At 71.9% G+C, this 26,801-nt stretch carries 32 protein-coding genes; 17 read left to right on the forward strand and 15 right to left on the reverse strand.

The genetic code is table 11. From position 1 onward, the window contains the following. Window positions 1-55: 55 nt before the first annotated feature. The 3 genes from NIE111_RS13335 to NIE111_RS13345 form a co-directional block, all read right to left on the reverse strand. Complete coding sequence (locus tag NIE111_RS13335; protein WP_238684696.1) at window positions 56-1,231, reverse strand: cysteine desulfurase family protein; 1,176 nt, start codon at window positions 1,229-1,231, stop codon at window positions 56-58. A gap of 104 nt (window positions 1,232-1,335) precedes the next feature. After that, complete coding sequence (locus NIE111_RS13340; protein ID WP_238684697.1) at window positions 1,336-1,989, reverse strand: class F sortase; 654 nt, start codon at window positions 1,987-1,989, stop codon at window positions 1,336-1,338. After that, window positions 1,986-2,816, reverse strand: coding sequence for a DUF4397 domain-containing protein (locus tag NIE111_RS13345; RefSeq protein WP_238684698.1), 831 nt, complete (start codon window positions 2,814-2,816; stop codon window positions 1,986-1,988). The genes NIE111_RS13340 and NIE111_RS13345 overlap by 4 nt, the downstream gene beginning before the upstream one ends. A gap of 230 nt (window positions 2,817-3,046) precedes the next feature. Between NIE111_RS13345 and NIE111_RS13350 the strand changes: the two genes are divergently transcribed. Beyond that, on the forward strand, window positions 3,047-3,649 hold the full coding sequence (locus tag NIE111_RS13350) for an RNA polymerase sigma factor (protein ID WP_238684699.1): 603 nt from the start codon (window positions 3,047-3,049) through the stop codon (window positions 3,647-3,649). After that, entirely contained in the window at window positions 3,603-4,436 is an 834-nt protein-coding gene (locus NIE111_RS13355) for an anti-sigma factor (RefSeq protein ID WP_238684700.1), read from the forward strand. Before NIE111_RS13350 ends, NIE111_RS13355 begins: the two co-directional genes overlap by 47 nt. 94 nt (window positions 4,437-4,530) lie before the next feature. On the opposite strand, the gene NIE111_RS13360 is transcribed toward NIE111_RS13355, so the two are convergent. The 4 genes from NIE111_RS13360 to NIE111_RS13375 all read right to left on the reverse strand — a co-directional run bounded on the left by NIE111_RS13360 (window position 4,531) and on the right by NIE111_RS13375 (window position 7,680). After that, window positions 4,531-5,490, reverse strand: a complete 960-nt coding sequence (locus NIE111_RS13360; protein WP_091393283.1) for an electron transfer flavoprotein subunit alpha/FixB family protein — start codon at window positions 5,488-5,490, stop codon at window positions 4,531-4,533. Between the two features lie 15 nt (window positions 5,491-5,505). After that, window positions 5,506-6,285: an electron transfer flavoprotein subunit beta/FixA family protein gene (locus NIE111_RS13365; RefSeq protein ID WP_238684701.1), complete on the reverse strand. Its 780-nt coding sequence runs from the start codon at window positions 6,283-6,285 to the stop codon at window positions 5,506-5,508. Between the two features lie 187 nt (window positions 6,286-6,472). Then, window positions 6,473-6,886, reverse strand: a complete 414-nt coding sequence (locus NIE111_RS13370; RefSeq protein ID WP_210781064.1) for a hypothetical protein — start codon at window positions 6,884-6,886, stop codon at window positions 6,473-6,475. Beyond that, a complete protein-coding gene (locus NIE111_RS13375; protein ID WP_238684702.1) occupies window positions 6,883-7,680 on the reverse strand; it encodes a GNAT family N-acetyltransferase in 798 nt (265 codons plus the stop codon). Before NIE111_RS13375 ends, NIE111_RS13370 begins: the two co-directional genes overlap by 4 nt. A gap of 42 nt (window positions 7,681-7,722) precedes the next feature. On the opposite strand from NIE111_RS13375, the gene NIE111_RS13380 reads away from it, so the two are divergent. From NIE111_RS13380 to NIE111_RS13390, 3 genes are read left to right on the forward strand one after another with little or no spacing between them, the layout of a single operon-like run. Next, window positions 7,723-8,115: a YidH family protein gene (locus tag NIE111_RS13380; RefSeq protein ID WP_238684703.1), complete on the forward strand. Its 393-nt coding sequence runs from the start codon at window positions 7,723-7,725 to the stop codon at window positions 8,113-8,115. Continuing rightward, a complete protein-coding gene (locus NIE111_RS13385) occupies window positions 8,112-8,417 on the forward strand; it encodes a DUF202 domain-containing protein (RefSeq protein ID WP_238684704.1) in 306 nt (101 codons plus the stop codon). Before NIE111_RS13380 ends, NIE111_RS13385 begins: the two co-directional genes overlap by 4 nt. 27 nt (window positions 8,418-8,444) lie before the next feature. Continuing rightward, window positions 8,445-8,861: a PLD nuclease N-terminal domain-containing protein gene (locus tag NIE111_RS13390; RefSeq protein WP_238684705.1), complete on the forward strand. Its 417-nt coding sequence runs from the start codon at window positions 8,445-8,447 to the stop codon at window positions 8,859-8,861. 48 nt (window positions 8,862-8,909) lie between these two features. On the opposite strand, the gene NIE111_RS13395 is transcribed toward NIE111_RS13390, so the two are convergent. Both NIE111_RS13395 and NIE111_RS13400 read right to left on the reverse strand, forming a co-directional pair. Beyond that, entirely contained in the window at window positions 8,910-10,532 is a 1,623-nt protein-coding gene (locus tag NIE111_RS13395) for an acetolactate synthase (protein WP_238684706.1), read from the reverse strand. Window positions 10,533-10,653: 121 nt separating this feature from the next. Further along, a complete protein-coding gene (locus NIE111_RS13400) occupies window positions 10,654-11,427 on the reverse strand; it encodes an enoyl-CoA hydratase/isomerase family protein (protein WP_210781058.1) in 774 nt (257 codons plus the stop codon). A gap of 98 nt (window positions 11,428-11,525) precedes the next feature. Between NIE111_RS13400 and NIE111_RS13405 the strand changes: the two genes are divergently transcribed. The 4 genes from NIE111_RS13405 to NIE111_RS13420 all read left to right on the forward strand — a co-directional run bounded on the left by NIE111_RS13405 (window position 11,526) and on the right by NIE111_RS13420 (window position 14,011). Continuing rightward, complete coding sequence (locus NIE111_RS13405; RefSeq protein ID WP_238684707.1) at window positions 11,526-12,005, forward strand: DUF6232 family protein; 480 nt, start codon at window positions 11,526-11,528, stop codon at window positions 12,003-12,005. Between the two features lie 361 nt (window positions 12,006-12,366). Continuing rightward, on the forward strand, window positions 12,367-12,849 hold the full coding sequence (locus NIE111_RS13410) for a DUF6232 family protein (RefSeq protein ID WP_238684708.1): 483 nt from the start codon (window positions 12,367-12,369) through the stop codon (window positions 12,847-12,849). Beyond that, window positions 12,846-13,235, forward strand: coding sequence for a DoxX-related protein (locus NIE111_RS13415; protein WP_238684709.1), 390 nt, complete (start codon window positions 12,846-12,848; stop codon window positions 13,233-13,235). The genes NIE111_RS13410 and NIE111_RS13415 overlap by 4 nt, the downstream gene beginning before the upstream one ends. A 47-nt stretch (window positions 13,236-13,282) precedes the next feature. After that, window positions 13,283-14,011: a hypothetical protein gene (locus tag NIE111_RS13420; RefSeq protein WP_238684710.1), complete on the forward strand. Its 729-nt coding sequence runs from the start codon at window positions 13,283-13,285 to the stop codon at window positions 14,009-14,011. 108 nt (window positions 14,012-14,119) lie between these two features. On the opposite strand, the gene NIE111_RS13425 is transcribed toward NIE111_RS13420, so the two are convergent. Both NIE111_RS13425 and NIE111_RS13430 read right to left on the reverse strand, forming a co-directional pair. After that, window positions 14,120-15,016, reverse strand: a complete 897-nt coding sequence (locus tag NIE111_RS13425; RefSeq protein ID WP_238684711.1) for a ribokinase — start codon at window positions 15,014-15,016, stop codon at window positions 14,120-14,122. Between the two features lie 23 nt (window positions 15,017-15,039). Beyond that, window positions 15,040-15,882: an ABC transporter ATP-binding protein gene (locus NIE111_RS13430; protein ID WP_238684712.1), complete on the reverse strand. Its 843-nt coding sequence runs from the start codon at window positions 15,880-15,882 to the stop codon at window positions 15,040-15,042. A 131-nt stretch (window positions 15,883-16,013) separates the two neighbouring features. Between NIE111_RS13430 and NIE111_RS13435 the strand changes: the two genes are divergently transcribed. Together NIE111_RS13435 and NIE111_RS13440 are read left to right on the forward strand one after the other, a co-directional pair. Then, the gene (locus tag NIE111_RS13435; RefSeq protein WP_238684713.1) at window positions 16,014-17,012 is read left to right on the forward strand and encodes an ABC transporter ATP-binding protein; all 999 of its coding nucleotides are present in this window, start codon (window positions 16,014-16,016) and stop codon (window positions 17,010-17,012) included. Further along, a complete protein-coding gene (locus NIE111_RS13440; protein ID WP_238684714.1) occupies window positions 17,009-18,022 on the forward strand; it encodes an ABC transporter permease subunit in 1,014 nt (337 codons plus the stop codon). The genes NIE111_RS13435 and NIE111_RS13440 overlap by 4 nt, the downstream gene beginning before the upstream one ends. A 124-nt stretch (window positions 18,023-18,146) precedes the next feature. On the opposite strand, the gene NIE111_RS13445 is transcribed toward NIE111_RS13440, so the two are convergent. Beyond that, entirely contained in the window at window positions 18,147-19,322 is a 1,176-nt protein-coding gene (locus NIE111_RS13445) for an ROK family transcriptional regulator (protein WP_238678372.1), read from the reverse strand. Window positions 19,323-19,489: 167 nt separating this feature from the next. On the opposite strand from NIE111_RS13445, the gene NIE111_RS13450 reads away from it, so the two are divergent. The 4 genes from NIE111_RS13450 (at window position 19,490) to NIE111_RS13465 (ending at window position 22,858) form a co-directional block, all read left to right on the forward strand. Then, window positions 19,490-20,944, forward strand: coding sequence for a glycoside hydrolase family 3 N-terminal domain-containing protein (locus NIE111_RS13450; RefSeq protein WP_238684715.1), 1,455 nt, complete (start codon window positions 19,490-19,492; stop codon window positions 20,942-20,944). 138 nt (window positions 20,945-21,082) lie between these two features. After that, entirely contained in the window at window positions 21,083-21,706 is a 624-nt protein-coding gene (locus NIE111_RS13455; RefSeq protein ID WP_238684716.1) for a hypothetical protein, read from the forward strand. A gap of 2 nt (window positions 21,707-21,708) precedes the next feature. Next, complete coding sequence (locus tag NIE111_RS13460; protein WP_238684717.1) at window positions 21,709-22,197, forward strand: thiol-disulfide oxidoreductase DCC family protein; 489 nt, start codon at window positions 21,709-21,711, stop codon at window positions 22,195-22,197. Then, window positions 22,160-22,858, forward strand: a complete 699-nt coding sequence (locus tag NIE111_RS13465) for a TetR/AcrR family transcriptional regulator (RefSeq protein WP_238684718.1) — start codon at window positions 22,160-22,162, stop codon at window positions 22,856-22,858. Before NIE111_RS13460 ends, NIE111_RS13465 begins: the two co-directional genes overlap by 38 nt. 386 nt (window positions 22,859-23,244) lie before the next feature. On the opposite strand, the gene NIE111_RS13470 is transcribed toward NIE111_RS13465, so the two are convergent. Next, window positions 23,245-23,907, reverse strand: a complete 663-nt coding sequence (locus NIE111_RS13470; protein WP_238684753.1) for a GNAT family N-acetyltransferase — start codon at window positions 23,905-23,907, stop codon at window positions 23,245-23,247. Between the two features lie 169 nt (window positions 23,908-24,076). On the opposite strand from NIE111_RS13470, the gene NIE111_RS13475 reads away from it, so the two are divergent. Both NIE111_RS13475 and NIE111_RS13480 read left to right on the forward strand, forming a co-directional pair. Continuing rightward, on the forward strand, window positions 24,077-24,271 hold the full coding sequence (locus tag NIE111_RS13475) for a DNA repair protein (RefSeq protein ID WP_238684719.1): 195 nt from the start codon (window positions 24,077-24,079) through the stop codon (window positions 24,269-24,271). A 132-nt stretch (window positions 24,272-24,403) separates the two neighbouring features. Further along, on the forward strand, window positions 24,404-24,922 hold the full coding sequence (locus tag NIE111_RS13480; RefSeq protein ID WP_238684720.1) for a hypothetical protein: 519 nt from the start codon (window positions 24,404-24,406) through the stop codon (window positions 24,920-24,922). Between the two features lie 10 nt (window positions 24,923-24,932). Here NIE111_RS13480 and NIE111_RS13485 read toward each other — a convergent pair whose 3' ends face one another. Both NIE111_RS13485 and NIE111_RS13490 read right to left on the reverse strand, forming a co-directional pair. Next, window positions 24,933-25,661, reverse strand: coding sequence for a Clp protease N-terminal domain-containing protein (locus NIE111_RS13485; protein ID WP_238684721.1), 729 nt, complete (start codon window positions 25,659-25,661; stop codon window positions 24,933-24,935). Window positions 25,662-25,722: 61 nt separating this feature from the next. After that, on the reverse strand, window positions 25,723-26,733 hold the full coding sequence (locus NIE111_RS13490) for a glycosyltransferase (RefSeq protein ID WP_238684722.1): 1,011 nt from the start codon (window positions 26,731-26,733) through the stop codon (window positions 25,723-25,725). Window positions 26,734-26,801: the final 68 nt, after the last annotated feature.

Below are 26,801 nucleotides of genomic sequence, written 5' to 3' on the forward strand. Positions count from 1 at the left end.
CGCGCAAGGCGCGAACGGCCAACCAATAGCGCACGATCGCGGGGCTTGACCCGCGCTAGCGGGGGGTGCGGAGAGCGGCGGCTCGGCGGGCCCGGTCGACTGCTGCCGGGAGGGCCGCGATGAGGGCGTCGATGTCGGCCTGGGTGCTGGTGTGGCCCAGTGTGAAGCGCAGCGAGGAGCGGGCGCGGTCGTCGTCGGCACCCATCGCCAGCAGCACGTGCGAGGGCTGGGCCACGCCGGCCGAGCAGGCGGAGCCGGTCGAGCAGGCGATCCCCTGCGCGTCGAGCAGGAGCAGCAGCGCGTCGCCCTCGCAGCCGGGGAAGGAGAAGTGCGCGTTGCCGGGCAGCCGGTCGGTCGGGTCACCGTTGTAGATCACCTCGGGCACCGCCTGGCGGACCCGCTCGATCAGGTCGTCGCGGAGCGCGGCCACCCTGGCCGCGTACTCCTGCTGACCCTTCACTGCCGACTCCACAGCGACCGCGAAGGCGACGATGCCGGCGGTGTCCAGGGTGCCGGAGCGGATGTCGCGTTCCTGACCGCCGCCGTGCAGCAGCGGCGTGGCCGGCACGTCCCGGGCGAGCAGCAGCGCGCCCACCCCGGTCGGGCCGCCCAACTTGTGCCCGGTGACGGTCAGCGCGGCGACCCCGCTGGCGCCGAAGTCGACGGGCACCTGACCGACCGCCTGGATGGCGTCGGTGTGGAAGGGCACCCCGTGTTCGGCGGCGACGGCGGCCAGCTCGGCCACCGGCTGGACGGTGCCCACCTCGTTGTTCGCCCACATCGCGGTGACCACTGCCACCTGGTCGGCGTGCGCGGCCAACTCGGCGCGCAGGGTCTGCGGGTCGAGCCGACCGACGGCGTCCACCGGCAGCCAGCCGACCTCGGCGCCCTCGTGCTGGCCCAGCCAGTCGACAGCGTCCAGCACCGCGTGGTGCTCGACGGCGCTGGAGACCACCCGGCGACGGTCGGGCCGGGCTGCTCGGCGGGCCCAGAAGATGCCCTTGACCGCGAGGTTGTCGCTCTCCGTGCCACCACCGGTGAAGATCACCTCGGAGGGCCGGGCGCCCAGCACCGCTGCCACCTGTTCGCGTGACTCTTCGACCCGGCGGCGGGCACGGCGGCCCGCCGCGTGCAGCGAGGACGCGTTGCCGACCTCGCGGGCGGTAGCGACGTACGCCTCCAGTGCCTCATCGAGCATGGGAGTCGTCGCCGCGTGATCCAGGTAAGCCATCGCCGTTCAGCGTACGGCCGACACATTGGGGACCGGATGCCGGAGGGGACTGCACGCAACGGCCGGGGTGGAACTCCACCCCGGACCGATGCGCGCGGACCCGGTCAGGCGGGCACCGCGGTGACGACGATGTTGTCGCGGTACTTTCGGGCCTTGGCGTCGAACGGCCCACCACAGGTGATCAGGGTCAGCCGCGGCTTGCCGTCGCGGGCGAAGTACCGGTCCAGCGGGATCTTGGTCTTGGCGTACTCCTCCCGGGCGACGACCCGGTACCGCCGCGCCTCACCGTCGCTGCCCGTCGCTGTCAACGTGTCGCCCTGGTCCAGCTCACGCAGCCGGAAGAACGCCCCCTTGCCCTGCTTGGCGCTGTCCACGTGACCGGCGATGACCACCGAGCCGACCTCCGCCTCCAGGCCGGGGCCGTAGCGGTACCAGCCGATCTGGTCGACGCTCGGCGGCACCTCGAACTCGTTGGTCCGCTCGTTGATGCCGACCGCGTTGACGGTGGCGGTGACGCCGATCTCCGGGATCAGCAGCCGTACCGGCGGGATGATCTTCGGACCGGCGGGCAGTTCACCAGCGGTCACCGGCACCGACGGGGCACTGGCGGCGGTCGGTGCGGGGCTGGCCAGCGTGCTCGCCTCCTCGGCCCCCACCGTCCCGGCCGGCTGGTTGGCGCACGCCACCAGGGTGGCAGCGGTGAGCGCGGCAACGCCGGCGGCGAGGGCCGCCAGCGCGCCGCGGTTGCGCACCGTCACTTGCGGCCGGTCCGCGCGGTCGCCATCCGCACCCCACCACCAAGCAGCAGGAGTACGCCGGCACCGGTGAGCACGTACCACCAGGTGTCCACGCCCGTGCCGGCCTGGCCGCCGTCACCGCTGGGCACGCCGCCCGGGGCGGAGTGCAGGCCGGTGATGGTCTGGGCCACCACGTCGAGAGTCTTGCCCTCGGCGGAACCGATCGCGTAGACGATCGTGGCGGTGCCCTCCTTGAGGTTGAGGTCCGCCGGGCCGATGGCGACGGTGTCGGTGCCGGCCAGCACCACGTCGGCCTTCACCTCGCCCGCGTCGACGTCGCCCTTGGCCTCGTTCGGGTTGGTGAGGGCCTCGAAGACAGGGGTGCCACCGGCGCGGACGTCGACCGCCGGGGCGGCGGCGGTGTGCCGGACGATCAGCCGGGCCTTGCCGGCGTCGACCTTCGAGACGTCGTTCACGAACGGGGTGATCTTCGGCTGGCCGGCGGCGTCGAGGTGGGCCGCGATGCTGATGTTCGCACCGCCCGGCACCGCGGCGTTGTCGACTTTGAGGATCGCGCTGCCGATCGGCTCGCCCGGCTTGGTGAGCGCGATGTCGTAGTCGCCCTCCTCCAGGTTCAGCGGGCCGGCGACGTCGCCGGGCTTGAAGTTGTCAAGCGTCTTCTTGCCGTTGACGTAGACGTCGACAGGGGTGTCCGGGATGCCGTGCACGACGGAGACCTTCGACGTGGCGGCGTACGCGGGGCTGGCGGTGAGGGCACCGACGCCGGCGAAGGCCAGCGCGGCGACCGCGCCGCCCGCGGCGACCCGACGGAAGTACGAGAGCTGCATGTCTGCCTCCTGATATTTGGTGCTGATTCGTCAGGCCTGGCTTGCAGAACGGGTTACGCCGGCTCTCGGTCGGGCGGATGCGCCCCGGAGGCACTTTTCTTTTCCGGCCCCAACCGCATCCGGAACGGGGTCGGGAGACGAAGAGCTGGTGAGATGACATCGACCGGGGAAGTGGGGCGGGGACTGTGGCAGCTACAGTCGGGCATGCCCCATCGAAGGCGAGCCGCCCGATGACGGCGCTACGACAGGAACCGGACCCTCCGGTGGACGACCTCGACCGCAGGTTCCGCGACGGCGACGACGTGGCGCTGCGCGAGGCGTACGACCGCTACGGTCGTGCCGTGCTCCACCTGGCCACGTCCATGCTGGCGAACCGCAGCGACGCCGAGGACGTCACCCAGGCGACGTTCGTCGCCGCCTGGCTGGGACGCGACACGTTCGACCCGGCCAAGGGGTCGCTGATCGGTTGGTTGCTCGGCATCGGCCGGCGAAAGGTGATCGACCGGATGCGCGCCTCGGCCCGGGAGACCCGGGTGGTGGAGACGGTCCGACAACTGCCCGAGCCGGCACAGACCCAACCGGACCCGGACCGCGTGGTGGACCGGTTGGTGATCGCCGACGAACTGGCTCGTCTCCCGGACGACCAGCGACGGATGCTGGAGCTGGCCTTCTACGACGACCTGACACACCAGCAGATAGCCACTGTGACCGGCGTGCCGTTGGGCACCGTGAAGAGTCACATCCGACGCGGCATGGCGAGCTTGAAACGCAGATGGGAGGTGGACGGTGCAGCACCTGGACCACGACCGGCTGGTATTTCTGGCACTCGGTGAGAGCGAGGCGGACAACGGGGAGAGCACCCACCTCGGCACCTGCGCGCTCTGCCGGGCGGAGGTCGCGAGCCTTCAACAGGTGGCGGGGCTCGGCACCGAGACGCAGGGCCTGGCCGACCTGCCCGACCCGCCGGAGCACGTCTGGCAGGGCATCGAAGCCCAGGTCAGGGCGGCGGAGGCCGGGCCTTTGCTGACCGAGACCCGTCGACACCGGGTGCCCGAGCAGGCCGACACCACCACGGCCGAGCAGGCCGACACCACGACGGCCGAGCAGACCTTCGGCGCGGCGGCCGAGCCGACGGTGACCCGACTCGACCCGACGCGGCGATCCCGCCGGGGTCGCGGCTGGTCCGGTTGGGTGGCCACAGCGGTCACCGCGGCCGCCGCCGCGGCGGTCGGCGTCGTGGGCACCGTCTCGGTGCTCCGACCGGACGATCCGACGCCCACCCCGCCGCCGGTGGTGGTGGCGAGCGCGCCGCTGGCGGCGTACGGGGCGACACCGCCTGCGGCCAAGGGCGACGCCCGGGTTTTCCAGGACGGCCAACTACATCTGCATGTGGCGAATCTCCCGAGCGTCCCGGGGTACTACGAGGTCTGGCTCATCAATCCGACGACGATGGAGATGTTCTCGGTCGGCACCCTGGGTGGCGGTCCGGACGCCCTGCTACCCCTGCCCCCGAATGTCGACCTCAAGAGCTACTCGGTGGTCGACGTCTCCGCCGAGCAGTACGACAACAACACCCGCCACTCCGGCGACAGCCTGCTGAGGGGCTCCCTGACGGGCTGATCGGCGGGCCGGCTCAGCTCCCCGGCTCGCCGATCAGCTCCCCACACGTCAGTGGCCGCCCGTTCACACGGGCGGCCACTGACGTATCGCTTGCCTACTTGCGCTTGCGGATCTCCTCGGCGGCCTGCGGGACGATCTTGAACAGGTCGCCCACCACCCCGAAGTCGGCCAGCTCGAAGATCGGCGCCTCGCCGTCCTTGTTGACAGCGACGATGGTCTTCGAGGTCTGCATGCCGGCCCGGTGCTGGATGGCACCGGAGATGCCGAGGGCGACGTAGAGCTGCGGGGAAACCGTCTTACCGGTCTGGCCCACCTGGAACTGGTGCGGGTAGAAGCCGGAGTCGACGGCCGCGCGGGACGCGCCGACGGCGCCGCCGAGCAGGTCGGCCAGCTCCTCGACCAGCTTGAAGTTGTCGGCGTTGCCGACGCCCCGGCCGCCGGAGACGACGACGCCGGCCTCGGTCAGCTCGGGGCGGGAGCCCTTCTGCTCGGCGACCCGCTCGACGACAGTGGCCAGCTTGTCGGTGTCGGTGACCGAGACGCTGAGCTGCTCGATCGCCGGGGTGGCGGCCGCCGGGGCGGGGGTGACCGAGTTGGGCCGGACGGTGACCAGCGGCAGGCCCTTGGTGACCTTGGACTTGACGATGGTGGAGCCGGCGAAGGCGACCTGGGTCGCGGTGCCGTCGGCGTCCAGGCCGACCACGTCGGTCAGGATGCCGTTGTCGAGCTTGACGGCGAGCCGGGCGGCGATCTCCTTGCCCTCCTGGGCCGACGCCAGCAGCACGGCGGCCGGCTGCACCCGCTTGACCAACTCGGCCAGCACTGTCGCCTTGGGGGCCACCAGATAGCCGTCGATCTCGTCACCCTCGGCGGCGTAGATCTTCTCCGCGCCGTACTCGCCCAGCTTGCCGCTCAGCGCCTCGGCGGCGCCGGCGCCACCGAGCACCACAGCGCTCGGGGTGCCCAGCTCACGCGCGAGGGTGAGCATTTCCAGGGTGACCTTCTTGACGCCGAATTCCTTTGTGGCTTCGACGACGACGAGAACCTCGGACATGTCAGAACCCCCCTCTCACACGAACTTCTCGGTGGCGAGGAACTCGACCAGCTTGACGCCGCCCTCGCCCTCATCAGTGATCTTGGCGCCGCCGGAGCGCGGGGGGCGCTTGGTGTGCTCGACGACGGCGCTGGTGGCGCCGTCGAAGCCCACCTCGTCGGCAGCGACCCCGAGGTCGGCCAGCGAGAGCGTCTGCACCGGCTTCTTCTTGGCGGCCATGATGCCCTTGAAGGAGGGGTAGCGCGGCTCGTTGATGGTGTCCCAGACGGAGACGACGGCCGGGGTGGCGGCGGTGACCACCTCGTAGCCCTCCTCGGTCTGCCGCTCGACGGTCAGCGTCGCGCCGTCGACGGTGAGCTTGCGGGCACCGGTGAGCGCCGCGACGCCCAGCCGCTCGGCGATCATGTGCGGCATGACCTGGACCCGGCCGTCGGTGGACTCGGCACCGCAGATGACCAGGTCGGCACTGAGCTGACCGAGCGCGGCGGCGAGCACCTTCGAGGTGGCGACGGCGCACGAGCCGTGCAGGGCGTCGTCCAGCACGTGGACGGCCTTGTCCGGGCCCATGGAGAGCGCCTTGCGGATCGACTCGGTCGCCCGGTCCGGACCCATGGTCAGGATGGTGACCTCGCCGCCGTGCGCCTCCTTGATCTTCAGCGCCTCCTCGATGGCGTACTCGTCCATCTCGTTGATCACGTTGTTCGCCGAACCGCGGTCGACGGTGTTGTCGTCATTGCGCAGGTTGCGGTCCGCGCCCGAATCAGGCACCTGCTTGACGAGTACGACGATGTTCATCGCGCTTCGACGACCCTCCTGTGTGGTGTTGCGATTCGCTCGCCCGGTCTGGGGCGCAGCGTCGCGCGTCGGTCGACGCCAGGTCAACCGAGGGCGGTTGTGCAGTTGCCCACGGCGCAATGTTACCTGCCAGTAGGTTGCGCTCCCGCAGCACTCAGAGTGACACAGCTCACCGACGCGCAGCCGGTCAGGCCGGCTCGGCCAGGGCGACCCGGATCTGGTCGATGGCCGCCGCCTCGGCGGGCGCCACCCCGTCGTGCGCGCGGGCCACCTGGTCCGCCGCGGCCAACACCAGTTCGCGGTACGCGTCCACGTCCCGCGGGGACTTCTCGCGCAGGATCCGCACCGCCTGCCCCAGCGCCGGCAGCACCACCGACTCGATCTCCAACTGCGAGTCCCGGGGAAGTCGCGGCAGCGGGCCGGTGGTCAGCGCCTCCTTGACCGTGCCACTGGCGTCGGCCAGCGCGCCGGACGCGGCGATGCTCTCCCGGATCACCCCCAGGACACCGGGGTCGGCGTTGGAGACCAGGAAGACGGCGCCGAAGGCACCCGTCTTGAGGGTCAGCCGCTCCTCGTCCGTCAACCGCTGCTCCATGATCACGGAGTGTAGACGTACGGGGTGGTGGTGGTGACCGCGACGAGGCCGAGCCGCTGCAGGATGGGCCGGCTGTCCTCGGAACAGTCGACCTGCATGAGCGTGCGACCTCGCTGCTCGGCCAGCCGCGCCCGGTAGTTGACCAACGCCCGGTAGATGCCCCTGCGCCGCCACTGCGGCAGGGTCGAGCCGCCCCACAGGGAGGCGAAGCCGGTGTTCGCCGGGAACCGCACCCAGCCGGCACTCACCACAGTCCCGTCCGCCTCGGCCACCACGACGGTGATCGAGTTCGGGTCGGCGTCGATCTCCTTGCCCAGGCCCCACACGAGGTGCGAGCGGTCCTCCTGCCAGACCTCCTCCTCCATGGCGGCGATCCGCTCCAGGTCCTCCCGGGACGTCACCTCACGCAGACGTACCCCCTCGGGGACGACCGGTAGCGCGGCGGCGAGCGGCGCGACCGGGCCGACCACGACGGTCTCCCGGTCCGCCGGCACGAAGCCGGCCGCGCGCAGGCGGTCCGCCAGGTCCACCGGTTCGTCGTGCTCGTTGAGCTTCCACTCCGCCGACTCGCCCCGCTCACCGCACAACCGCGCCTGCCGGGCGATCAGCTCGTCCAGCGCGTCGCCGGTCAACCCGCCCAGGTCGCGGTAGGTGATGAACCCACCGGAGTCGAGCCCGGAGATCCGGACCAACGGCCCGTCCCGCTCCACCGTCACCCCGGCCGGAACCGGGTCGGGGATCTCCGGACGGAGTTGGTTGTCGTAGGCGGCCCGGAGCGTCTGTACGTCGAGATCAGTCACCGGCCCAGGCTAAGCGGGATGGGAAGCGGATAATCTCCCACTGTGTGGGAGGCGATCAGGCGGTGGTTCGACCCGGCGGAGCTGGGCTCGGTCGGTGAAACGCCGGACTACCGCTTCTCCCTGGCCAACGAACGGACCTTCCTCGCCTGGCTGCGCACCGGGTTGGCGCTGGTCGGGGGCGGTTTGGCCGCCGCGCAGTTCCTGCCGCCCCTGCCGATGAGCCACCTGCGGGAGGTGATCGCCGTGGCGTTGCTGCTGCTCGGCGCGGCGGTCGCGATCCGCGCTGTGGACCACTGGGCGCGTACCGAGCGGGCCATCCGGCTCGGTCAGGAACTGCCCGCGTCCCGGTTCCCCGCCATCCTGGCGCTCGCCGTCGGCGTCGGCGCGTTGCTGCTGGTGGCCGCCGTCCTGATGCGGGCGATCGGCGGGCGGTGAGCACCGGACGCGACCCGGGGCTGCAACCGGAGCGGACCAGGCTGGCCTGGCGGCGCACCCTGCTCACTGTGACAGTGGTGACAGTGCTCGCCGTCCGGCTGGCGTCGACCGGCGACCCGACTGGTGCGCTGATCGCCGGCGGCGCCGTTCTGGTGTGGGGCGCCGTGCTGGTGCTCTGCTGGCCACGGGGCACCGGCACCGGTCCGGCCCGCACCGGCGGCCGGACTCTGCCCCTGGTCACCGTGGGCACTGTGGTGCTGGCGTTACTCGGAGTGCTGCTGGTGCTGCGCGGACTGTGGTGACGCGCGCCGGTGCGTCATCATGGGTCCATGGCCCGGCTTGGCGTACTCCTCTTCCTGGTGCAGATTGTCCTCGCCGTCTGCGCGCTGATCAGCTGCCTCTCCGCCGAGGAGGGCAAGATCCGTGCCCTTCCCCGGATCGCCTGGGTGCTGATCATCCTGTTCTTCCCGCTGGTCGGCTCGATCGCCTGGTTCATCGTCGGCCGGGAGCCCAGCCCCGGCGCCCACAAGGGCTGGCCGGGCGGCACCGGCGGCGGCGAGCGGCAGCGCCCTCGGCCGGTGGCCCCCGACGACGACCCGGAGTTCCTGCGTTCCGTCGAGGAACGCGCCCAGCAGCAGGACCAGGAGCTGTTCCAACGCTGGGAGGAAGACCTGCGGCGACGCGAGGACGACCTGCGCCGCCGCGACGGTGAGCCGCCGCGTGAAGGCGACCGACCGGAGGTGTGAGCGCGCCGCCGCCGCCGGCGCAGGAGCGACGGCGGCGGCGGGTGCGACTCAGGCCAGGTTCGACGACCGGGGGTACGCGTCGGTCGGGTCGGTGAGCACGTTCACCAGGTACGGCACTCCGGAGTCGAACGCCCGCTGGAGCGCCGGGCCCAGGTCGGCCGCCTTGGCGACCGTCTCCCCCGCTCCGCCGAGCGCGCTGACCACCGTGTCGTACCGCAGCTCCGGCTGAAGGTCGGCGGCCACGTCGTAGCCGTACATGGCCCGCATCGGGTGCTTCTCCAGCCCCCAGATGCCGTTGTTGCCGACGACGATCACCACCGGCAGCTTCTGGCGGACCAGCGACTCGACGTCCATCAGCGAGAAGCCGGCCGCCCCGTCGCCCATCAGCACACAGATCTGCCGGTCCGGGTGACTGACCCGGGCGCCCATCGCGTAGCCCATGCCGGTGCCCAGGCAGCCGTACGGGCCCGGGTCAAGCCAGGTGCCGGGCTGGGCCGGCTCCAGGTACCGCCCGGCGTACGACACGAAGTCGCCGCCGTCGCCGATGGTGATCGCGTCCGGGGCGAGCGCCCGACGCAGCTCGCCGTAGATCCGGGCCGGGCGGATCGGGTCGGTCTCGGCGGCCATCTCCGCGGCGTCCCGAGCCTTCGCCGCGTCCTCGGCGACGCGCAGGTCGGCGATCCAGTCGGCGTGGTCGGCCCGGTCGCCGGAGTGGTCGGCCAGCGCGGAGAGGATCAGGCGCAGGTCACCGGCGGGGGCGACGGCCGGTTGCACGTGCGTCGCCCGCTGGCTGGGGGCGTCGACGATGTGCACCACCTTGGCGTCACCGAAGTCACCGAAGCTGAGCCGGAAGTCCAGCGGGGTGCCCACCACCACGACCACGTCGGCGCCGGAGAGCGCGGCCCGGCGGGCCTTGGCGAACGCCAGCGGGTGCTCCGGCGGGAGTGAGCCGCGACCCATGCCGTTGGTGAAGACCGGCACCTGCAACGCCTCGGCGGCCTCGCGCAGCGCGGCGACCGCGTCGCCCGCGTACACGTCGGAGCCGGCGATGATGACCGGCCGCTGCGCCCCGGCGATGAGCAGCGCGGCGCGGCCGACCTCCTCCGGGTCCGGGGCGATCGGGTCGACACCGGTCACGGTCGGCAGCTCGGCCTCCGCGACCGAGAAGACCGTCTCCAGCGGAAAGTCGAGGAAGGCCGGGCCGCGGTGCGGGGTGAGCGCGGCGTTGAGCGCCGCACCCACCGCACGCGGGATGTCGTCGGTGCTGAACACCGTCTCGGCGTGCTTGGTGACCGGGGCGACCAGCGGCAGGTGGTCCATCTCCTGGAGGCTGCCCGAGCCCCAGCGGAACGCGGGCGCGCGCCCGCCGAGCACCAGCACCGGCGAGGCGTTGAAGAACGCGCTGGTCATGCCGGAGATGCCGTTGGTGACACCGGGCCCGGCGGTGAGCACGGCGAGGCCGGGGCGGCGCTGGAGCTTGGCCACCGCCTCGGCGGCGAAGACCGCGGACTGCTCGTGCCGGACGTCGTAGATCGGGAAGTCGGTCTTGTACGCGGCGTCGTAGAGCGGGAAGACGTGCCCGCCGGACAGAGTGAACATCTCCCGTACGCCGTGCGCGCGTAGTGCCGCGAGCGCCAACTCGCCGCCGTGACCCTCGATCCGCTCCGTCATGTCGCTCCCATCGTCCGTGGCCGGGATCACAGGTTACCGGCCAGTCACTTGGCAGTGCGACCGTGGCCCCTGCCGGGGGACGTTGCCGAGGTCAGGGGCCGTTGGCGCGGGAGGCGACGGATCAGCGGCCGGTGAAGCCCGGCTTGCGCTTCTCGACGAAGGCCGCCATGCCCTCGCGCCGGTCGTCGGTGGCGAACAGCGCCGCGAAGAGCTGACTCTCCCAGGCCAGGCCCGAGTTGAGATCCATGTCCAGGCCGCCGTCGACCGCCAGCTTCGCGGCGCGCAGCGCCTGCACCGGCCCGGTCAGGTACGGAGTGATCAGCGCGACGGCCGTGTCGTACACCTCGGCGGCCGGGGCGACCCGGTCGGCCAGGCCGATGCGCAGCGCCTCCTGCGCGTCCACCATCCGCCCCGACATGATCAGGTCCTTGGCGCGGGCCGGGCCGACCAGGCGGGCCAGCCGCTGGGTGCCGCCCGCACCCGGGATGATGCCCAGCTTGATCTCCGGCTGGCCGAGCTTCGCGTCCTCGGCGACCACCCGCCAGTCACAGGCCAACGCCAGCTCACAGCCGCCACCCAGGGCGTACCCGGTGATAGCGGCGACCACCGGCTTGGGGATCCGGGCGATCGCGCCGAGCGCGCTGGACAGGTTCGCGGCCCGGTCGGCCATGTCCACGTAGGACATGTCGGCCATCTGCTTGATGTCGGCGCCGGCGGCGAAGACCTTCTCCCCGCCGTACACGATGACGGCGCGGACCTCGGGATCGGCGGTGGCCGCCGTGGCGGCGGCGCGCAACTCCTCCTGCACCTGGGTGTTGAGCGCGTTCATCGGCGGCCGCTCCAGCCGGATCGTGCCGATGCCGTCAGTGGTCTCCAGCCGAACGAACTCGCCCACGCTGCCCTCACTTCCTCGTCGAAGTCGCGTGCCAACCTTACGACCCGGCTCGTTTGGGTAAGTAGTGTGGTGTCAGCCCCGTGGGCGGGAGTCCAGCCATGATCACGTATTACGACGACAGGTCGGTGCAGGTCACCTCCACCACCCTCCGTGTCGACGGTCGCAGCTACAAGCTGGCCGACATCACCATGATCTGGCACCGCCGGGGCACCCGTTCCTGGCGCGTGCTGGTGGGACGAGGTGCGATCGGCGCAGCGCTCGCCGGCCCGCTGGTCGCGGCGGTGCTCGGCATTGGCGTGGCCGTCTGGCTGCACCGCTCACCCACAGTGACGATCGCGATCGTCGGCGCGTCGGTGCTGGTCGGGTTGGCCGTCGGGCCGGTCGCCGACTTCCTCTTCGAACACCTGGACCGCTCGTACGCCCGGGGCAGCCGCCAACTGGAGATCTGGGCCCGTTGGCGGGGTCAGCCGGTGCGTCTGCTGCGCACCGGTGACGCGCTGCGCTTCGGGCAGATCTACCGGGCGGTGCAGCGCGCGGTCGAGCACAGCCAGCCGGCCCACCCCGTCACGCGCCGCTAGCCAGCCCGGTACCGCTTCACGTCCCGACCTGACCGGACCTGTCGTCACGGGTGGGACCTGCGCAGCGACAGCTCTCGCCGAGCCAGGTGGGACGCAACGGACGCGAGCGCAACGGACGCGTGCGCAGCCTTCCTGCAGTGCCTTTGGAGCTGATATCACAAACGAATCGACCGTTGGCCTTGCGGCGCGACGCGTGATGTCGCAGACGATTCAGCTCCAAAGGACCACTGCAACATCACCTCTACCGCGTCGGACGGCCTCCGTCGAATCCTCTGCGCGGACTGGCCGATCCTCTGCGAAAGAAGCCATCTGCCAAGGTCCGAGCGAGGCGCGGTTTGCCTGGCGGTGGTTAGGCTTAGTGATGACCCTCTATTACCGGGACGACGCGGTGCAGGTGACCTCCGAGTCGATCCGGGCGGGCGGTCACGTGATCGCCCTGTCCGACGTGACGTTCGTCTGGCACGACCGGGGGCGGAAAACCCTCGCCGTACGCGGCCGTGTGCTGGGGCGCGGTGTCCTGGTCCTGCTGCTCTCGCTGCCGCCGCTGGTGGCCGTGGTCTGCGTGCTGTCGCTGGCCTGGTCGGCTCAGGACCGGGGCAACTGGCAGCTGGCGCTGATCATTCTCGCCGCCTGCGCGGCGGGGACGCTCGCCTTGGCGCCGTTCCTGGAGATCCCCCTTGGCTGGCTGGACCGCTCCTACGAGCGCGGCAGCCACGTGCACGAATTGTGGGTGCAGCACCACGGTCGGGAGGACCTGCTGGTGCGCACTCCGGACGCGCTACGGTTCGGGCAGATCTACCGGGCCGTGCAGCGCGCCGTCGAACAGCAGGGGGACCATCGATGACCACCCGCCGCGGCGAGGCCGTCGCGCTGGCCGGCCTGCTCGCGGCGGCCGGCGTCACCCACCTGCTGCGACCCGGCGTGTACGACCCGATCGTGCCAGGCGCGCTGCCCGGGCCGGCCCGCTTCTGGACGTACGCCAGCGGGGTGGCCGAGCTGGCGGTGGCGGCGGCCGTGGCGCACCCGACCACCCGGCGGGCCGGCGGTCGGGCAGCCGCCGCGCTCTTCGTCGCCGTCCTGCCGGCGAACGTGAAGATGGCAGTGGACTGGCGACACCGACGCCCGACGAAGCGGGCCATCGCGTACGGCCGGGTGCCGCTGCAGGTGCCGCTGATCTGGTGGGCGCTGCGGGTGGCCCGCGCCGACACCGCCTGTCGACAGGCCCGCTGACCGGCTCCGTCGGGCGGTTGTGGCACGGCCGACGCACACTTGATCCCATGGCGATTCCCCTCCCCACCCCGGCCGCCGTGGTCGGCCTGACCCGCTCCGCTCTCGACCAGGCGCTCGGCTCGGCCACCTCGATGGCCGCCGTGCCCGCCCGCGCGTTCGCGGTGCTGGACGGGGTGGAGGCGCTGCTGGCCCGGATCAACGGCGTGGTCGACCGGATCGAGACGACACTGGACCGGACCGACCAGGTGCTCACCGACGCCGAGGCGGCGGTCCGCGAGGTGGCCGTCATCAGCGCCGGCGCGACCACCGCCATCGACACGGCCACCGAGGTGGCCACCGCCGCCGCCGTGGTGGTGGCCGAGGCCGAACGGGTCTCCCGGGCGGCGGGCACCGTGGTCGCCGAAGCCGACCGGGTCGCGAGCCGCGCCGCCACCACAGTGGGCACCGCGACGGAGGCCGCCGCCACGGCGGCTGAGCTGCTGGCGGCGTACGAGCCGGCGCTGCGCCGGGCCGCGCCGATGGCCGGGCGGTTCGTCGAGGAGCTGAGCCACGAGGAGATCAGCGCGGCGATCCACCTGATCGACGAGTTGCCCAAGCTCAAGGAACACCTGACGGCGGACATCCTGCCGATCCTGGCCACGCTGGACCGGGTCGGGCCGGACCTGCACGACCTGCTGGACGTGACCCGCGACCTCAAGCTCGCGGTGGCCGGTATCCCCGGGCTGGGCATGCTGCGCCGACGCGGCGAGAAGCTCACCGACGAGCCGGTCAGCTGACGGCCGGCCGCGCGGGCGGGCGAGTCGGCCGGTGTGCGGCGGGTGCGGCCGGTGTGCGGCGGGTGCGGCCGGTGTGCGGCGGGTGCGGCCGGTGTGCGGCGGGTGCGGTCAGGCCGGTACGTACAGCTCGTCGATCTCGGCGCGTTGCGGTAGCGCCACCGAGGCGCCGAGCTTGCGGACGCAGGCAGCGCCGGCCGCCGACGCCCAGCGCACCGCGTCGACCAGGTCGCGTCCTTCGCCCCAGCCGACGGCCAGCGCGGCGGTGAACGCGTCACCGGCGGCGGTCGAGTCGACCACGTCGACAGGTACCGCCGGCACGTGCACCTCGGTGCCGTCCCGGTCGACGTACCAGGCGCCCTCACCGCCGAGAGTGAGCACGGCCCGGGGGGTCAGGTCGAGCAGCGCACGCGGCTCCTCCCGACCCCGGCCGGCGAGCGCCTGCGCCTCGCCCTCGTTGACGACCAGCAGGTCCACCGCGGCGAGCAACTCGGGTGGGAGGTCCCGCGCCGGGGCGGCGTTCAGGATGACCCTGGTGCCGGCCTCGCGGGCGGCCACCGCGGCGGCGGCCACGGTCTGCACCGGGATCTCCAGTTGGGCGACCAGGACGTCCGCCGCGCGCACCGTGGCCAGTTCCTCCTCGGTGAGGCCGACCAGGGCGTCGTTCGCGCCGGGGGTGACCACTATGGCGTTCTCCCCCTGGGCGTTGACCATCACCAGCGCCACCCCCGAGGCGCCGTAGACCACGCGAAGCTGACTGGTGTCCACGCCGGCAGCGGTGATGCGGGCCTTGAGGGTGACGCCGAAGGCGTCCGAGCCGATCGCGCCGAGGAAGGCGCAGGAGGCACCGGCCCGGACCGCGGCCACGGCCTGGTTGGCGCCCTTGCCGCCGGGCACCATCACGAAGTCGGTGCCGAGCATGGTCTCGCCCTGTCGGGGCAGCGCGGGTGCCATCGCGACGAGGTCCATGTTGGCGCTGCCCACCACGGCAACCCGGGTCTGCGGCACGGCCGTCTCCGCCTGTCCGACGCTCAGGCGGCGCGAGCCGTGAAGCGGTCGCCCGACCGCTCGACCACAAGTGGCAGCCCGAAGGTCTTGGAGAGGTTGTCACCGGTCAGCGTCTCGGCGAGCAGGCCCTGGGCGACCACCCCACCCTCGCGCAGGAGCATGGCGTGGGTGAACCCGGGCGGGATCTCTTCGACGTGGTGGGTGACCAGCACCATCGCCGGGGCGTCCGGGTCGTACGCCAGCTCGGCCAGCCGGGCGACCAGGTCTTCCCGACCACCCAGGTCGAGCCCGGCGGCGGGCTCGTCGAGCAGCAGCAGCTCCGGGTCGGTCATCAGGGCACGGGCGATCTGCACCCGCTTGCGCTCACCCTCGGAGAGGGTGCCGTAGCGGCGTTCGGCGAGGCCACCGACGCCGAGTTGACTCAGCAGCGCTCGCGCCCGCGCCTCGTCGCCACGGTCGTAGTTCTCCCGCCAGCGGCCGACCACCGACCAGGCGGCGGTCACCACCACGTCGCTGACCCGCTCGTCGGCGGGCAGCCGCTCGGCGATCGCCGCTGTGGTGAGCCCGATCCGGGTACGCAGCTCGTTGACGTCGGTGCGGCCGATCCGCTCGCCCAGCACGTGCGCGACGCCCGTGGTCGGGTGCAGCCGACCGGCGGCGAGGTTGAGCAGCGTGGTTTTGCCGGCACCGTTGGAGCCGAGCACCACCCACCGCTCGTCCAGTTCGACGCGCCAGGTCAGGTCCTGGAGGAGGGCGGTGCCAGAGCGGCGTACACCGACGCCGTCGAGGCTGACCACCAGATCCGGGTCCACGAAAGCGGCGGCAGGCGTGGCGCCGGCAGCGCCGGGGATCAGGTCACCAGTCACCACACCATCCAACCACGCAGCGCCGGGGTACCCCCCATGGGCGGCACCTCAGCCATAGGGTGAAGCGCCGTGTCATTGATCACCAAGCCCGAAGGACGACCCATGCCACGCCGACGTACGGAGCCGCGCAGATGAGCGCGGTCATCGAGATCGAGGGTCTGCGCAAGACCTTCCGCAGCCTGCACAGCGGTCGACGGGTGGCGGTGGACGGGTTCGACCTGTTGGTCGAGGCGGGCCAGGTCCACGGTTTTCTGGGCCCCAACGGCTCGGGCAAGACCACCACCCTGCGGGCCCTGCTCGGGCTGGTGAGCGCCGACAGCGGCCGGATGACGGTGCTCGGCGAGCCGTCACCGGAGCTACTGCCCCGGGTGGCGGGCCAGGTCGGCGCCATCGTGGAGAGCCCGCAGTTCTTCGGCAACTTCACCGGCTACCGAACGCTGCGGTTGTTGGCCCGCGCCGGGGGTGTGCCGGTCTCTCGGGTGGACGAGGTGCTGGATCTGGTGGGCCTGCACGACCGGGGCGATGAGCGGGTGAAGGGCTACTCGCTAGGCATGAAGCAGCGTCTGGCGGTGGCGTCCGCGCTGTTGAAGGACCCGCGCCTGCTCATCCTGGACGAGCCGGCGAACGGGCTGGACCCGGCGGGCATCCGGGAGATGCGGGACCTGATGCGGTCGCTGGCGGCCAACGGGGTGACAGTGCTGGTGTCCAGTCACATCCTGGGCGAGATCCAGCTGATCTGCGATCACGTCACGATCATCTCTCGGGGCCGGCGGGTCGCGACCGGTCGGGTGGACGAGGTGCTGGCGGGCCACGACCGGCACGAGTTCCTGGTCCGGGTGGCCGAACCGGAGCGGGCCGTCGAGCTGCTGCACGCGGCCGAGCTGACGGCGGTCGTGGACGGCGGAGCGTTGGTGGTGAGCGGGGTGGACGACCCGACGGCGATCAGCCGGGTGCTCGGTGAGCAGGGTCTGTGGGTGGGCGAGCTGACGCCGCTGCGGCCGGATCTGGAGAGCGTCTTCCTGGAGCTGACCGGCGCGTACGAGCATCCGTCGGTGCCCCGGCAGGGCGGCGACTCGTCGCTGCCGCAGGGCGAAGCTGTGATCGACCTCGATCGGGGAGTGGACGCGTGAACCTGGTGCGTGCCGAGTTGGAGCGACTGTCGGCGCGTCGCTTCGTGCAGCTCATGCTCGTCCTGTTGGTGTTGGCGTTCGCCGTCACGGCGGCGACCACGCTGGCCGGTTCTCACAAGCCGAGCGTCAGTGAGCTGAACTCGGCGCGGGCGCAGGCCGCCGAGGCCAGGCAGAGCATGGAGGCGAGGCACCAGGAGTGCCTGGCCCGCCAGGACGGCACCATCCAACCCGACCCGGACGACTACTTTTCCACAGACTGTTCGGAGATCGACCCGATCCGGCAGGACCGGTTACCGATCGCCGCCGACTTCCTGCCGGGTGTGTTCAGCTTCGCCGAGCAGGCCGAGTCGCTGCTGTACTTCCTCATCGCGTTCCTGGTGTTGTTCGGGTTCCTGGTCGGCGCCTCCTACATCGGCGCCGACCTGAACTCCGGCGGGGTGGTGAACCTGCTGCTCTGGCGACCGCGCCGGATGACGGTGCTCGCGACCAAGTTGGGCACCCTGCTCGGCACTGTGCTGGTGCTTGCCCTGCTGGCGTCGCTGGCCTACCTCGCCACGTTCTGGGTGATCGGTCAGACCGCCGGCCTACCGGGTCGGTTGAACAGCGACTTCTGGAGTTCGCTCGGCGCGGTGCACGGCCGTGGCCTGGTGCTGGTGCTGCTGGCTTCCACGCTGGGCTTCGCGATCGCCACGCTCGGTCGGCACACGTCGGCGGCGTTGGGCGCGTTCGCCGCGTACGCGGTGCTGTGGGAGTTGGGTGGCCGGCTGGTGCTGGAGATCATCGACGCGCGGAAGTCGGACCTGTTCATGCTCTCCAGCCACATCGGGGCGTGGCTCAACGGCGGGGCGCGTTTCTATGACGAGCAGTTGTGCCGGGGCAACAACTACGGCTCCTACTGCGAGGGGTTCTACACGCTGCCCTGGCTGCCGGCGCTGTTGGTGCTGCTCGGCCTCACCGGCGGGTTGACCGCGGCGGCGTTCGCCGTGTTCCGTCGCCGTGACCTGATCTGAATCGAGACCGTCGGGTCGCCCGGCTGCGGGCGGCCCGACGGAACGGCCAGGCCGGCGCCCGGCAAGAGCTTGCAAGCTGTGGGCACGCGGTGAAATATTCCTTCGCATGACCGCCGCAGCGGGCTCAGCCGACGGTGGAGCCGAACACCTCGTCGCGCACCGCGTCCAGGGCGGTGCGCAACGCGCCCTGCAGGATCGGCTCCTCGGTCAACCCGGTCGGCACCACTCGCGGCTGGACCAGGGTGATCGCCGCGACCTCCTGCTGCACCCGGTCGGCGAGCGCCGCGCCACCGGCCTGGCCGACCTCGCCGGCGAGCACTACCAGTGGTGGGTCCAGCACCACGCAGGTGCTGGCCACGCCGAGCGCGAGCCGACGGGCCAGTTCGTCGAGCATCGGGCCGCCGTCGGCGCCGGCCGCGACGGCCGCGCGGACCGCCTCGGCGGCATCGGCGTCCGGGTAGCCGTGCTCGCGGGCCACAGCGCGCACCGAGTCCGCACCGATCAGCTGCTGGAAGGCCGGCTTGGCACGACGGGAGACATCGCGCGGGATGGGCGCGCCAGGCACCGGCAGGTAGCCGATCTCGCCGGCGGCGCCGCTGCTGCCGTGGTGCAACCGCCCGCCCAGCATGATCGCCAGGCCGACGCCGGCGCCCACCCAGACCAGCACGAAGTCCGACAGCCCCTGCGCCGCGCCGGACTGCGCCTCGGCCACCGCGGCCAGGTTGACGTCGTTCTCGAAGACCACAGGCGTGTGCAGGTCGTCCCGCAACGCGGCGAGCAGACCGCTGTGCCAGCGCGGCAGGTTAAAGGCGAAGGTGATGTCGCCGGTGCCAGGGTCGACCAGGCCCGGCGTGCCGAGCACGATCCGTCGTACGCTGCTCAGCTGCGCCTGGGCGCTGCTCGCCGCCTGCACGACGGCGTTGTGCACCACGCCCACCGGGTCGTCGGTGTCCCGGGTCGACTGCTCCACGCGGCCGATGACCGCACCGGTGATGTCGGCGCACGCCGCCACCACCCGGTCCGGCCCGACGTCCACACCGACCACGTGGGCGCTGCTCGGGCGGACGGCGTAGAGCTGGGCGTTCGGCCCTCGCCCGCCGGCCTGCTCGCCGACCCGCGCGACGAGGCCGCGCTCCTCCAGCCGCTCGACAAGTTGCGATGCGGTGACCTTCGACAGCCCGGTCAGCTCGCCGAGTCGAGCTCGGGTCAGCGGGCCGCGTTCGAGGAGCAGCTCCAGCGCGGCACGGTCGTTGAGCGCCCGCAACAGACGGGGGGTGCCGGGCAGCCGGGTCGCACTCATGACACGTCCTCTAGTTTTAGTAAACTTTGCTAACTGTAAACCGACCTGCGAACGGGTAGCCGTAGCGTAACGGCCACTCGACGGTGGGACGCTCCGCCGAGTCGGCAGGGCCAAGACCACCACCGGTACGACGTTTCGTACCCGCGGGGCACCGAAGGGGGAAGCACGTGGGGTTGGATCCAGGACTGCGCCGGCTCGCGCTGGGCACGCTGCTGGGCGCGTACCCGGGACCGGTCCCGCCGGACTGGGCGGTCGACCTGCTGGCCGACGGGCTGGCCGGGCACACCCTGTTCGGCACCAACGTGCACGACCCCGCGCAGGTGGCGGCGAGCACCGCCGCGCTGCGCGCCGGTCGGCCGGACGCGCTGATCGCGATCGACGAGGAGGGTGGCGACGTGACCCGGCTGGCGCACGCCACCGGCAGCCCGTACCCCGGCAACGCCGCCCTGGGTGCGATCGGCGACGTGGCCCTCACCCGACGGGTCTACCAGTCGATCGGCGCCGAGCTGGCAGCGCTCGGCATCACCGTCAACCTCGCGCCCACTGTCGACGTCAACACCGCCGACGACAACCCGGTGATCGGCACCCGGTCCTTCGGCGCGGATCCGGTGCGGGTGGCCGCCCACTCGGCCGCCGCCGTGGCGGGTTTGCAGGCCGCCGGCGTGGCCGCCTGCGCCAAGCACTTCCCCGGGCACGGCGCCACAGTCACCGACTCCCACCACGAACTGCCCACTGTGGACGCTCCGCTGAGCCTGCTCCGCCAGCGGGACCTACCGCCGTTCGCGGCCATCGTCGCCGCCGGGGCGCGCGCGGTGATGACCGCGCACATCCGGGTGCCGGCGCTCACCGGCGCCGACCCGGCCACCTTCAGCCGAGCCGTCCTGGTCGACCTGCTGCGTACCGAGTACGGCTTCACCGGCACCGTCATCACCGACGCGCTGGAGATGAAGGGTGCCGCGGTGGCAGCCGGTGGGGTCGGGCCGGCTGCGGTCCGGGCCCTGAGCGCGGGTGCCGACCTGCTCTGCATCGGCGCGAAGGTCGACGCCGGACTGGTCGAGCGGGTGGCCGCCGAGATCGTCGACGCGCTCGCCGACGGCCGGCTGGCGAGAGCGCGGGTCGAGGAGGCGGCCGGCCGCGCCGCCGATCTCGCCGCCTGGACCCGGGCCGCCAGCGGGTCGCCGGCCATCGGCGACCCCGAGCTGGGGTACGCGGCAGCACGTCGAGCGGTACGGGTGGACGGTGTGCTCAGCGGTCTGGACCAGCCACTGGTGGTGCAACTGCACACCGAGTCGACGATCGCCGAGGGTCGGGTGCCGTGGGGCCTCGGACCGCACCTGCACGCGGTGCCGGAGATCCGGGTGATCGCCACCGAGACCGACCCGGCCATGCTGCGCGGACTGGCGGGCGACCGTCCCATCGTGCTGGTCGGGCGACACCTGCACCGGCTGCCCGGCGGTCCGGAGCTGATCGCCGACCTGGCGGCCCAGCACCCGGTGACAGTGGTGGAGATGGGCTGGCCGGCACAGTGGCGGCCCGCGGGTGTCCGCGCCTTCGTCACCACCTACGGCGCGAGCCACGCCAACGGTCGCGCGGCGGCCGAGGTGCTCGGCCTGGCGGGCTGAACCACCGCGTTCTCCGGCCGAGCTGAAACGCTCGGCCGGACGCCGCGCCTTTGAGCACCGCGCCAGAAGTGTCCACAGTCACTCGTCGCCACTTCTTGAACATGTTCAATATCGGCCCTAGTCTGATGACGTCGGTAGTTGAACACGTTCAAGAAGGGCGTCCACATGGACATCAAGGTCTGGATGTACGTGGTCTACCTCGCGGTCAGCGTCGGGCTGACCATCTGGGTGGCTCGAGCGCTGTCCCGCAACGGGCTGGTCTTCCTGGAGGAGGTGTTCGCCGAGAAGCGACTCGCCCAGGCGGTCAACAGCCTCCTCGTGGTCGGCTTCTACCTGCTCAACCTCGGCTACGTCACCGTGGCGATGAAGCACTCCGACCCGGTGGGTTCGACAAGCCAGGCCATGGAGGAACTGTCACTCAAGATCGGCTTGGTGCTGCTGGTGCTTGGCGCGCTGCACTTCTTCAACGTCTTCGCACTCGGCCGCTACCGCCGAAACCGACTCCGCCAGCTCGCCACCCACCCCCCGCTCGCCCCGATCGGCCGTCTCCCCATGCAGTCCGCCCCACCCGGATCGCCGTTGGTCGGCGCGTACCCGGCCGGACCCCAGCCGACCGGCCCACACCCGGCCGGACCCCACCCGACCGGCCCACACCCGGCCGGACCCCACCCGACCGGCCCACACCCGGCCAACCCGCACCCGGCCGGACCCCACCCGGCCGGTCCGCAGCCGGGCGTCGGCCCGAACCCGCCGAGCCGATGACAATGCCCCCGACCGACGGCGTCGGTCGACTCCCGGATCCCACCGCCCACTCCGGCGGTGGGATCCGGGGGTTCACCGTCCTCTTCGACGCGGCCTGCCCAATCTGCCGCGCCGCCCGCCGCTGGTTGTCGTCCCGCGCCCAGCTCGTACCCCTGGAGTTCGTGCCAGCCGGGTCCGCCGAGGCCAGGCGGCGCTTCCCCGGCCTGAACCACGACGCGACGCTGCGCGACCTCACCGTGATCGCCGACACCGGCGAGGTGTACGCGGGCGACGGCGCCTGGTTCGCCTGCCTCTGGGCGCTGACCGACCATCGGTCCACCGCCGAGCGGCTGGCCCGACCGCACCTGCTGCCCCTCGCCCGGCAGACGGTGGCCGCCGCCTCGGCGATTCGGGAGCGGATCCGCGACCCGTGGGCCGAGCCGACCGACGAACCGGCGGGATACGGTGACCCCGATGACCGAACAGCCTGCGCAGACGACCACTGCGGGTGACCCAGCCACCGCCCGAGGCGAGCAGACCCGGCAGCTGATCCGGGACACCGCGATGCGGCTGTTCCGCGAACGCGGATACGCCCAGACCACCATGCGGGCGATCGCGCAGGAGGCCGGCGTGTCGGTCGGCAACGCCTACTACTACTTCGGTTCCAAGGACCATCTGATTCAGGAGTTCTACGCCCAGTCCCAGGTCGAGCACCGGGCCGCCGCGCAGCCAGTGCTCGATCGGGAGGAGGCGCTCGGTCCACGGCTCGCCGGAGTGCTGCACGCGGGGATCGACGTGTTGACGCCCTCACACGGGTTCGCGGCAACCTTCTTCAAGACGGCGGCGGAGCCCACCTCCCCGTTGAGCCCCTTCTCCGCGGAGTCCTCCGGCCCCCGACAGGCGGCCATCGACCTCTTCGGCGAGGTGGTGAGCGGCTCGACGGCCAAGGTCGACGCCGAGCTGCGCCCACAGCTGCCCGAGCTGCTCTGGCTCGCGTACATGGGCGTGATCCTCTACTGGGTGCACGACCGATCGCCGGGCCAGACCAAGACCCGCCAGCTGATCGACGGGGCCGTACCACTGATCGACCGGCTCGTGGCGCTGTCCCGGCTCCGGGTCCTGCGGCCGGTGACCCGACAGGTGCTCGACCTGATTCGCACGCTCCGTCACTGATCCGGCCGACCCCTACGGCCGGCTAAGCAGCAGGTCAAGTCCGCTTTTCGACACTCCGAACCGACAGCTTCAACCTTGCCCCGAGCCTGTTCGATACGTAGCGTGATCGACACGTAGCGGCTCGTCCCCGGCGAGGCCGTTACACCCGGTACCGGGGCCTGGGGGGAGGTTGCGGACCGTGGATCCGGCCCGGGATCCACGGTCCGCGCCGATTGCCCCGCCACCCCACCCCACCCCGCCCAACCCCGCCCCGCCCCGCCCCGCCCCGCCCCACCCCGCCCCGCCCGCGCCGATCTTGCAGTTTCAGTCGTCGAGATGCGTGGAATGCCCGCCATGTCGCGACAGAAAGTGCAAGATCGCGGGCCCGCTGCGGCTTCGGGCCCCGCTCAGCGCGGATAGACGCCGTACGCGCGCCAGCCCAGGTTCGGGAAGCCGGCCGCCTCGGCGACCCGGGCCGAGGCGTGATTGTCCCGCTCGTGCAGGTAGGTGGGGACGGCTCCCTCGTCGAGCACCCGCCGTGCGGCCTGGGCCACCAGTCGACGGGCGAGGCCGCGTCCCTGGGCTGCCGGTACGGTGCCGACGGCCAACTCGTGCCCGTACGCGTCGTGCCGTTTGATCCCGGCACCGGCCAGGTAGACGCCGTCCGGGTCCCGGACCACGAGCACCGGCCGGTCGAAGAGTCGCAGCCACGGCGGCAGCCCGGGAGCGGTCGGCTCGGTCCACTCCCCCACGTCGGGCAGTGGCGCGGGGGCCAGGCTCCACCGGAACGGACCGTCATGCACGGAGAATTCGGGCCGGCCGACGGCCTCCGGCAGCGCGGCGAGCAGCCGAGTCGGCGTACGGCCAACCAACGCGCGGATCGCCGCCACGCGGTCCGGCGCCACGGAGAGCACGGCGCTCTGCCCGGTGTCCACGGCGAGCGCGGGGCGTAGCCGGCCGTCCCAGGCCGGTTCGGCCCGCCGCTGCGAGGCGACCACGTGCAACCCCGGCCCGGCCGGCCACTGGCCGAGCCAGGTGGCCAGGTGCAGGTGAAGTCGCCGGTCGAGCATGCGCACCTCCCCGTCACCCGACCCGTCGTCGATCACCGTACGCCGGACGGCGGGGCCGGGCGCGGGATACGTCAGGGCCGAGTGGGCCAGGGGTCCGGGAACCAGGCACATGAATCGACCGTCATATGTATTTCCATATCTGGACACCTTTGTTTGGGACGGTGAACCCATGCCGATTCAGCCGAGCGACCACTACCAGCAGGACCCCGAGCGACTCTGGCAGGCGGGGGAAGCCGTCGGAGGCAATCCGCCCCAGCCGCGCTACCGGAACCCGCGGACGATCGGCGGCGGCGCCCTGTCGTGGGCCGGGCTGAACAAGCTGCCCATCGGAAGCTCCAGTCGGCACCGCCTGAACAACCACTGACCCACCAAAGGGCAAACCTCTGACGTTCGCCCGGGCGACACACCGGAGGAGGTCCAGCGGCGGCTTTCGCACACCTGTCGGGTAATTTCTTGTGGTCCGCCTTCCCGGCCTACGACAGGAGAAGCTCCGCGCATGGGCAAGAAGACGATCCACGTCTCCGACTTCACCGGCACGGTTCTGCAGCAGGACGACGAGGTGGTCCGCGTCGTCGTGCTGGAGCACCCGGACCTGGTCGCCGGGCCCGTGCAGCTGGACGCCACCCCGGGCGAGGTGGAGAACATCGACGACGCCGCGCTGGACGTGGCGGTGGTGGAGATCCACGATCGGCACGGTGGCGGCGAGCCCCGCCGGGTGGTGTTGACCGCCAGCGAGTTCGACGCGATGGCCACCGACGTGCCGATGGCGCAGCTGTTGAAGACGGCCGAGCGGGTCCGTCCACCCAAGGCCCGGAAGACCACCGAAAAGGTCGACTACGGCACGCTGGAGCACGCCGGCAAGCCACACCGGGGCCGGGTCACCGAGGAGGAGGCCCGCCTGGTACGCGAGCAACTCGACGAGGTCAACAAGCGCCTCGCCGACGCGGGCGTACGCCAGATCGACCCTGCCGATCCGGAGCACGCCCTGCGTTACGGCTTTCCTGAGGCGTCCTGACCCCGGGTTCTCACTTCTTTCCGACGGCGGCGGCGAGGGCGGCGGCCAGGTCGGCCTCGACCGTCGTCTTGTCCAGGCCGAGGTTGGTGAGCACGCCGGCGCCGTCCTCCTGCTCCAGCAGTGCGAGCAGCATGTGCTCGGTGCCGATGTAGTTGTGCCCGAGGCGCAGCGCCTCGCGGAAGGTCAGCTCCAGCGCCTTCTTGCCGCGCGCGTCGTACGGGATGAGGTCCGGAACCTGCTCGGCCCGTGGTGGGAGGACGGCGTCGACCGCCTCCCGTACCGCCTCGGGGGTGGCGCCGCGACCGGCCATCACCCTGGCGGCCAGCCCTTCCGGCTCGGCCAGCAGGCCCAGCACCAGGTGCTCGGGGCCGATTTCGGCGTTTCCGCTGGCCCGGGCCTCCTCCTGTGAGGCCATCACCACGTTGCGGGCACGCGGGGTGAACCGGCTGAAGCCGGCGTTGGGGTCGAGCGCTGCCGCCTCGGTCGCCTTCGGCACGAAGCGCTTCTGGGCGGCCTGCTTGGTGACCCCCATGCTGCGGCCGATGTCGGTCCAGGAGGCGCCGGAGCGTCGTGCCTGGTCGACGAAGTGCCCGATCAGGTGGTCGGCGACCTCGCCGAGGTGATCGGCGGCGATGACCGCGTCGGTGAGTTGGTCGAGCGCGTCGGTGTGCGCCGTCTTGATCGCCTGGATCAGGTCGTCGAGCTTGACGGTGTTACCCATCTGGAGAGGATCTGTCATGCGTCAACCATAGGTTGACGCACCCCTCGCGTCAACCCTGAGTTGACGATGTTGCGTCAGATCAGGTGGCGTACTCCGGCAGCAGTCGAGCGACGGCCCCCGGCGAGGGCATGGCCGCGATCTCCTCGGCGACCGCCCGGACCGCGTCGCACTGCTCGGCGTTGCCGTGCTGCGGCAGCAGGCGGTGCGCCTGCTCGGCGACGGCGCTCGGGTCCACCTCGCCGGGAAGGAGCCGCACTGCGACACCGGCGGCGGCGAGCGTGTCGGCGTTGGCGAACTGGTCGGCGCCCTGCGGCAGCAGCAACTGCGGTACGCCGGCCGCGAGCGCGCCGAGGGTGGTGCCGCTGCCTCCGTGGTGCACCACCAGGTCGACGAGCGGCAGCAGCTCCGCCTGCGACACCCACTGGTGCACGCTGACGTGGTCAGGGATCTCGCCCAGTTGTTCCGGGGGCACCCGGCCCGCCGCGACCACCACCTCGGCGTCCAGCGCCGCCAGGCCGGCGATGGCGGTCCGCAGCAGCTCCGGCGTACCGAACGCGGTCCCGAGGGTCAGATAGATCAACGGCCGGGACGTTCGACGGCTCACCCGTTCGGGCAGCGGGGCCGGTGTGGAGAAGGCGACCGGTCGCAGCTCGATCCGACGTTCGGTGGCGAGGAAGTTCTTGTCCTGGAGCGAGGGCGGCCAGATGTCCAGGTGCGGCCGGCCGACGACCTCGGGGTTCCTGGTGGGCAGTTCCAGGCCGATGCCCTCGGGAAACATCCGGCCGAAGCCGTGCCACACGCCTGGGATCCCGGCCCGGTGAGCCGCCACGGCCGCACCCGGCAGCCCCCACTCGTGCACCACCAGGTCGGGCCGCAGCCGCGCCAGCTCCGGAGCGAGATCCTCGGCGTACACCTCGTAGAAGGCGTCGCCGGGCCGGAACGGCCGCAGGCCGTGCGCGGCGAGCGGTGGGTGCACCTCTGGACCGGCAGCGAAGTGGACCTCGTGCCCGGCCTCTCGGGTGGCGATCGCCAGCGGGATCAGCGGGTACGTGTGACCGACGGACGCAAGACTGGCGAACAGCACACGCATGGCGTCGGACCCTACCTGCAACACCGGGGCCAGGCCGGGTCCGCCGGCCCGTATACGGTGGGCTCCGG

It is taken from the genome of Micromonospora hortensis (genome assembly GCF_022230935.1).
Taxonomy (GTDB): domain Bacteria; phylum Actinomycetota; class Actinomycetes; order Mycobacteriales; family Micromonosporaceae; genus Micromonospora; species Micromonospora hortensis.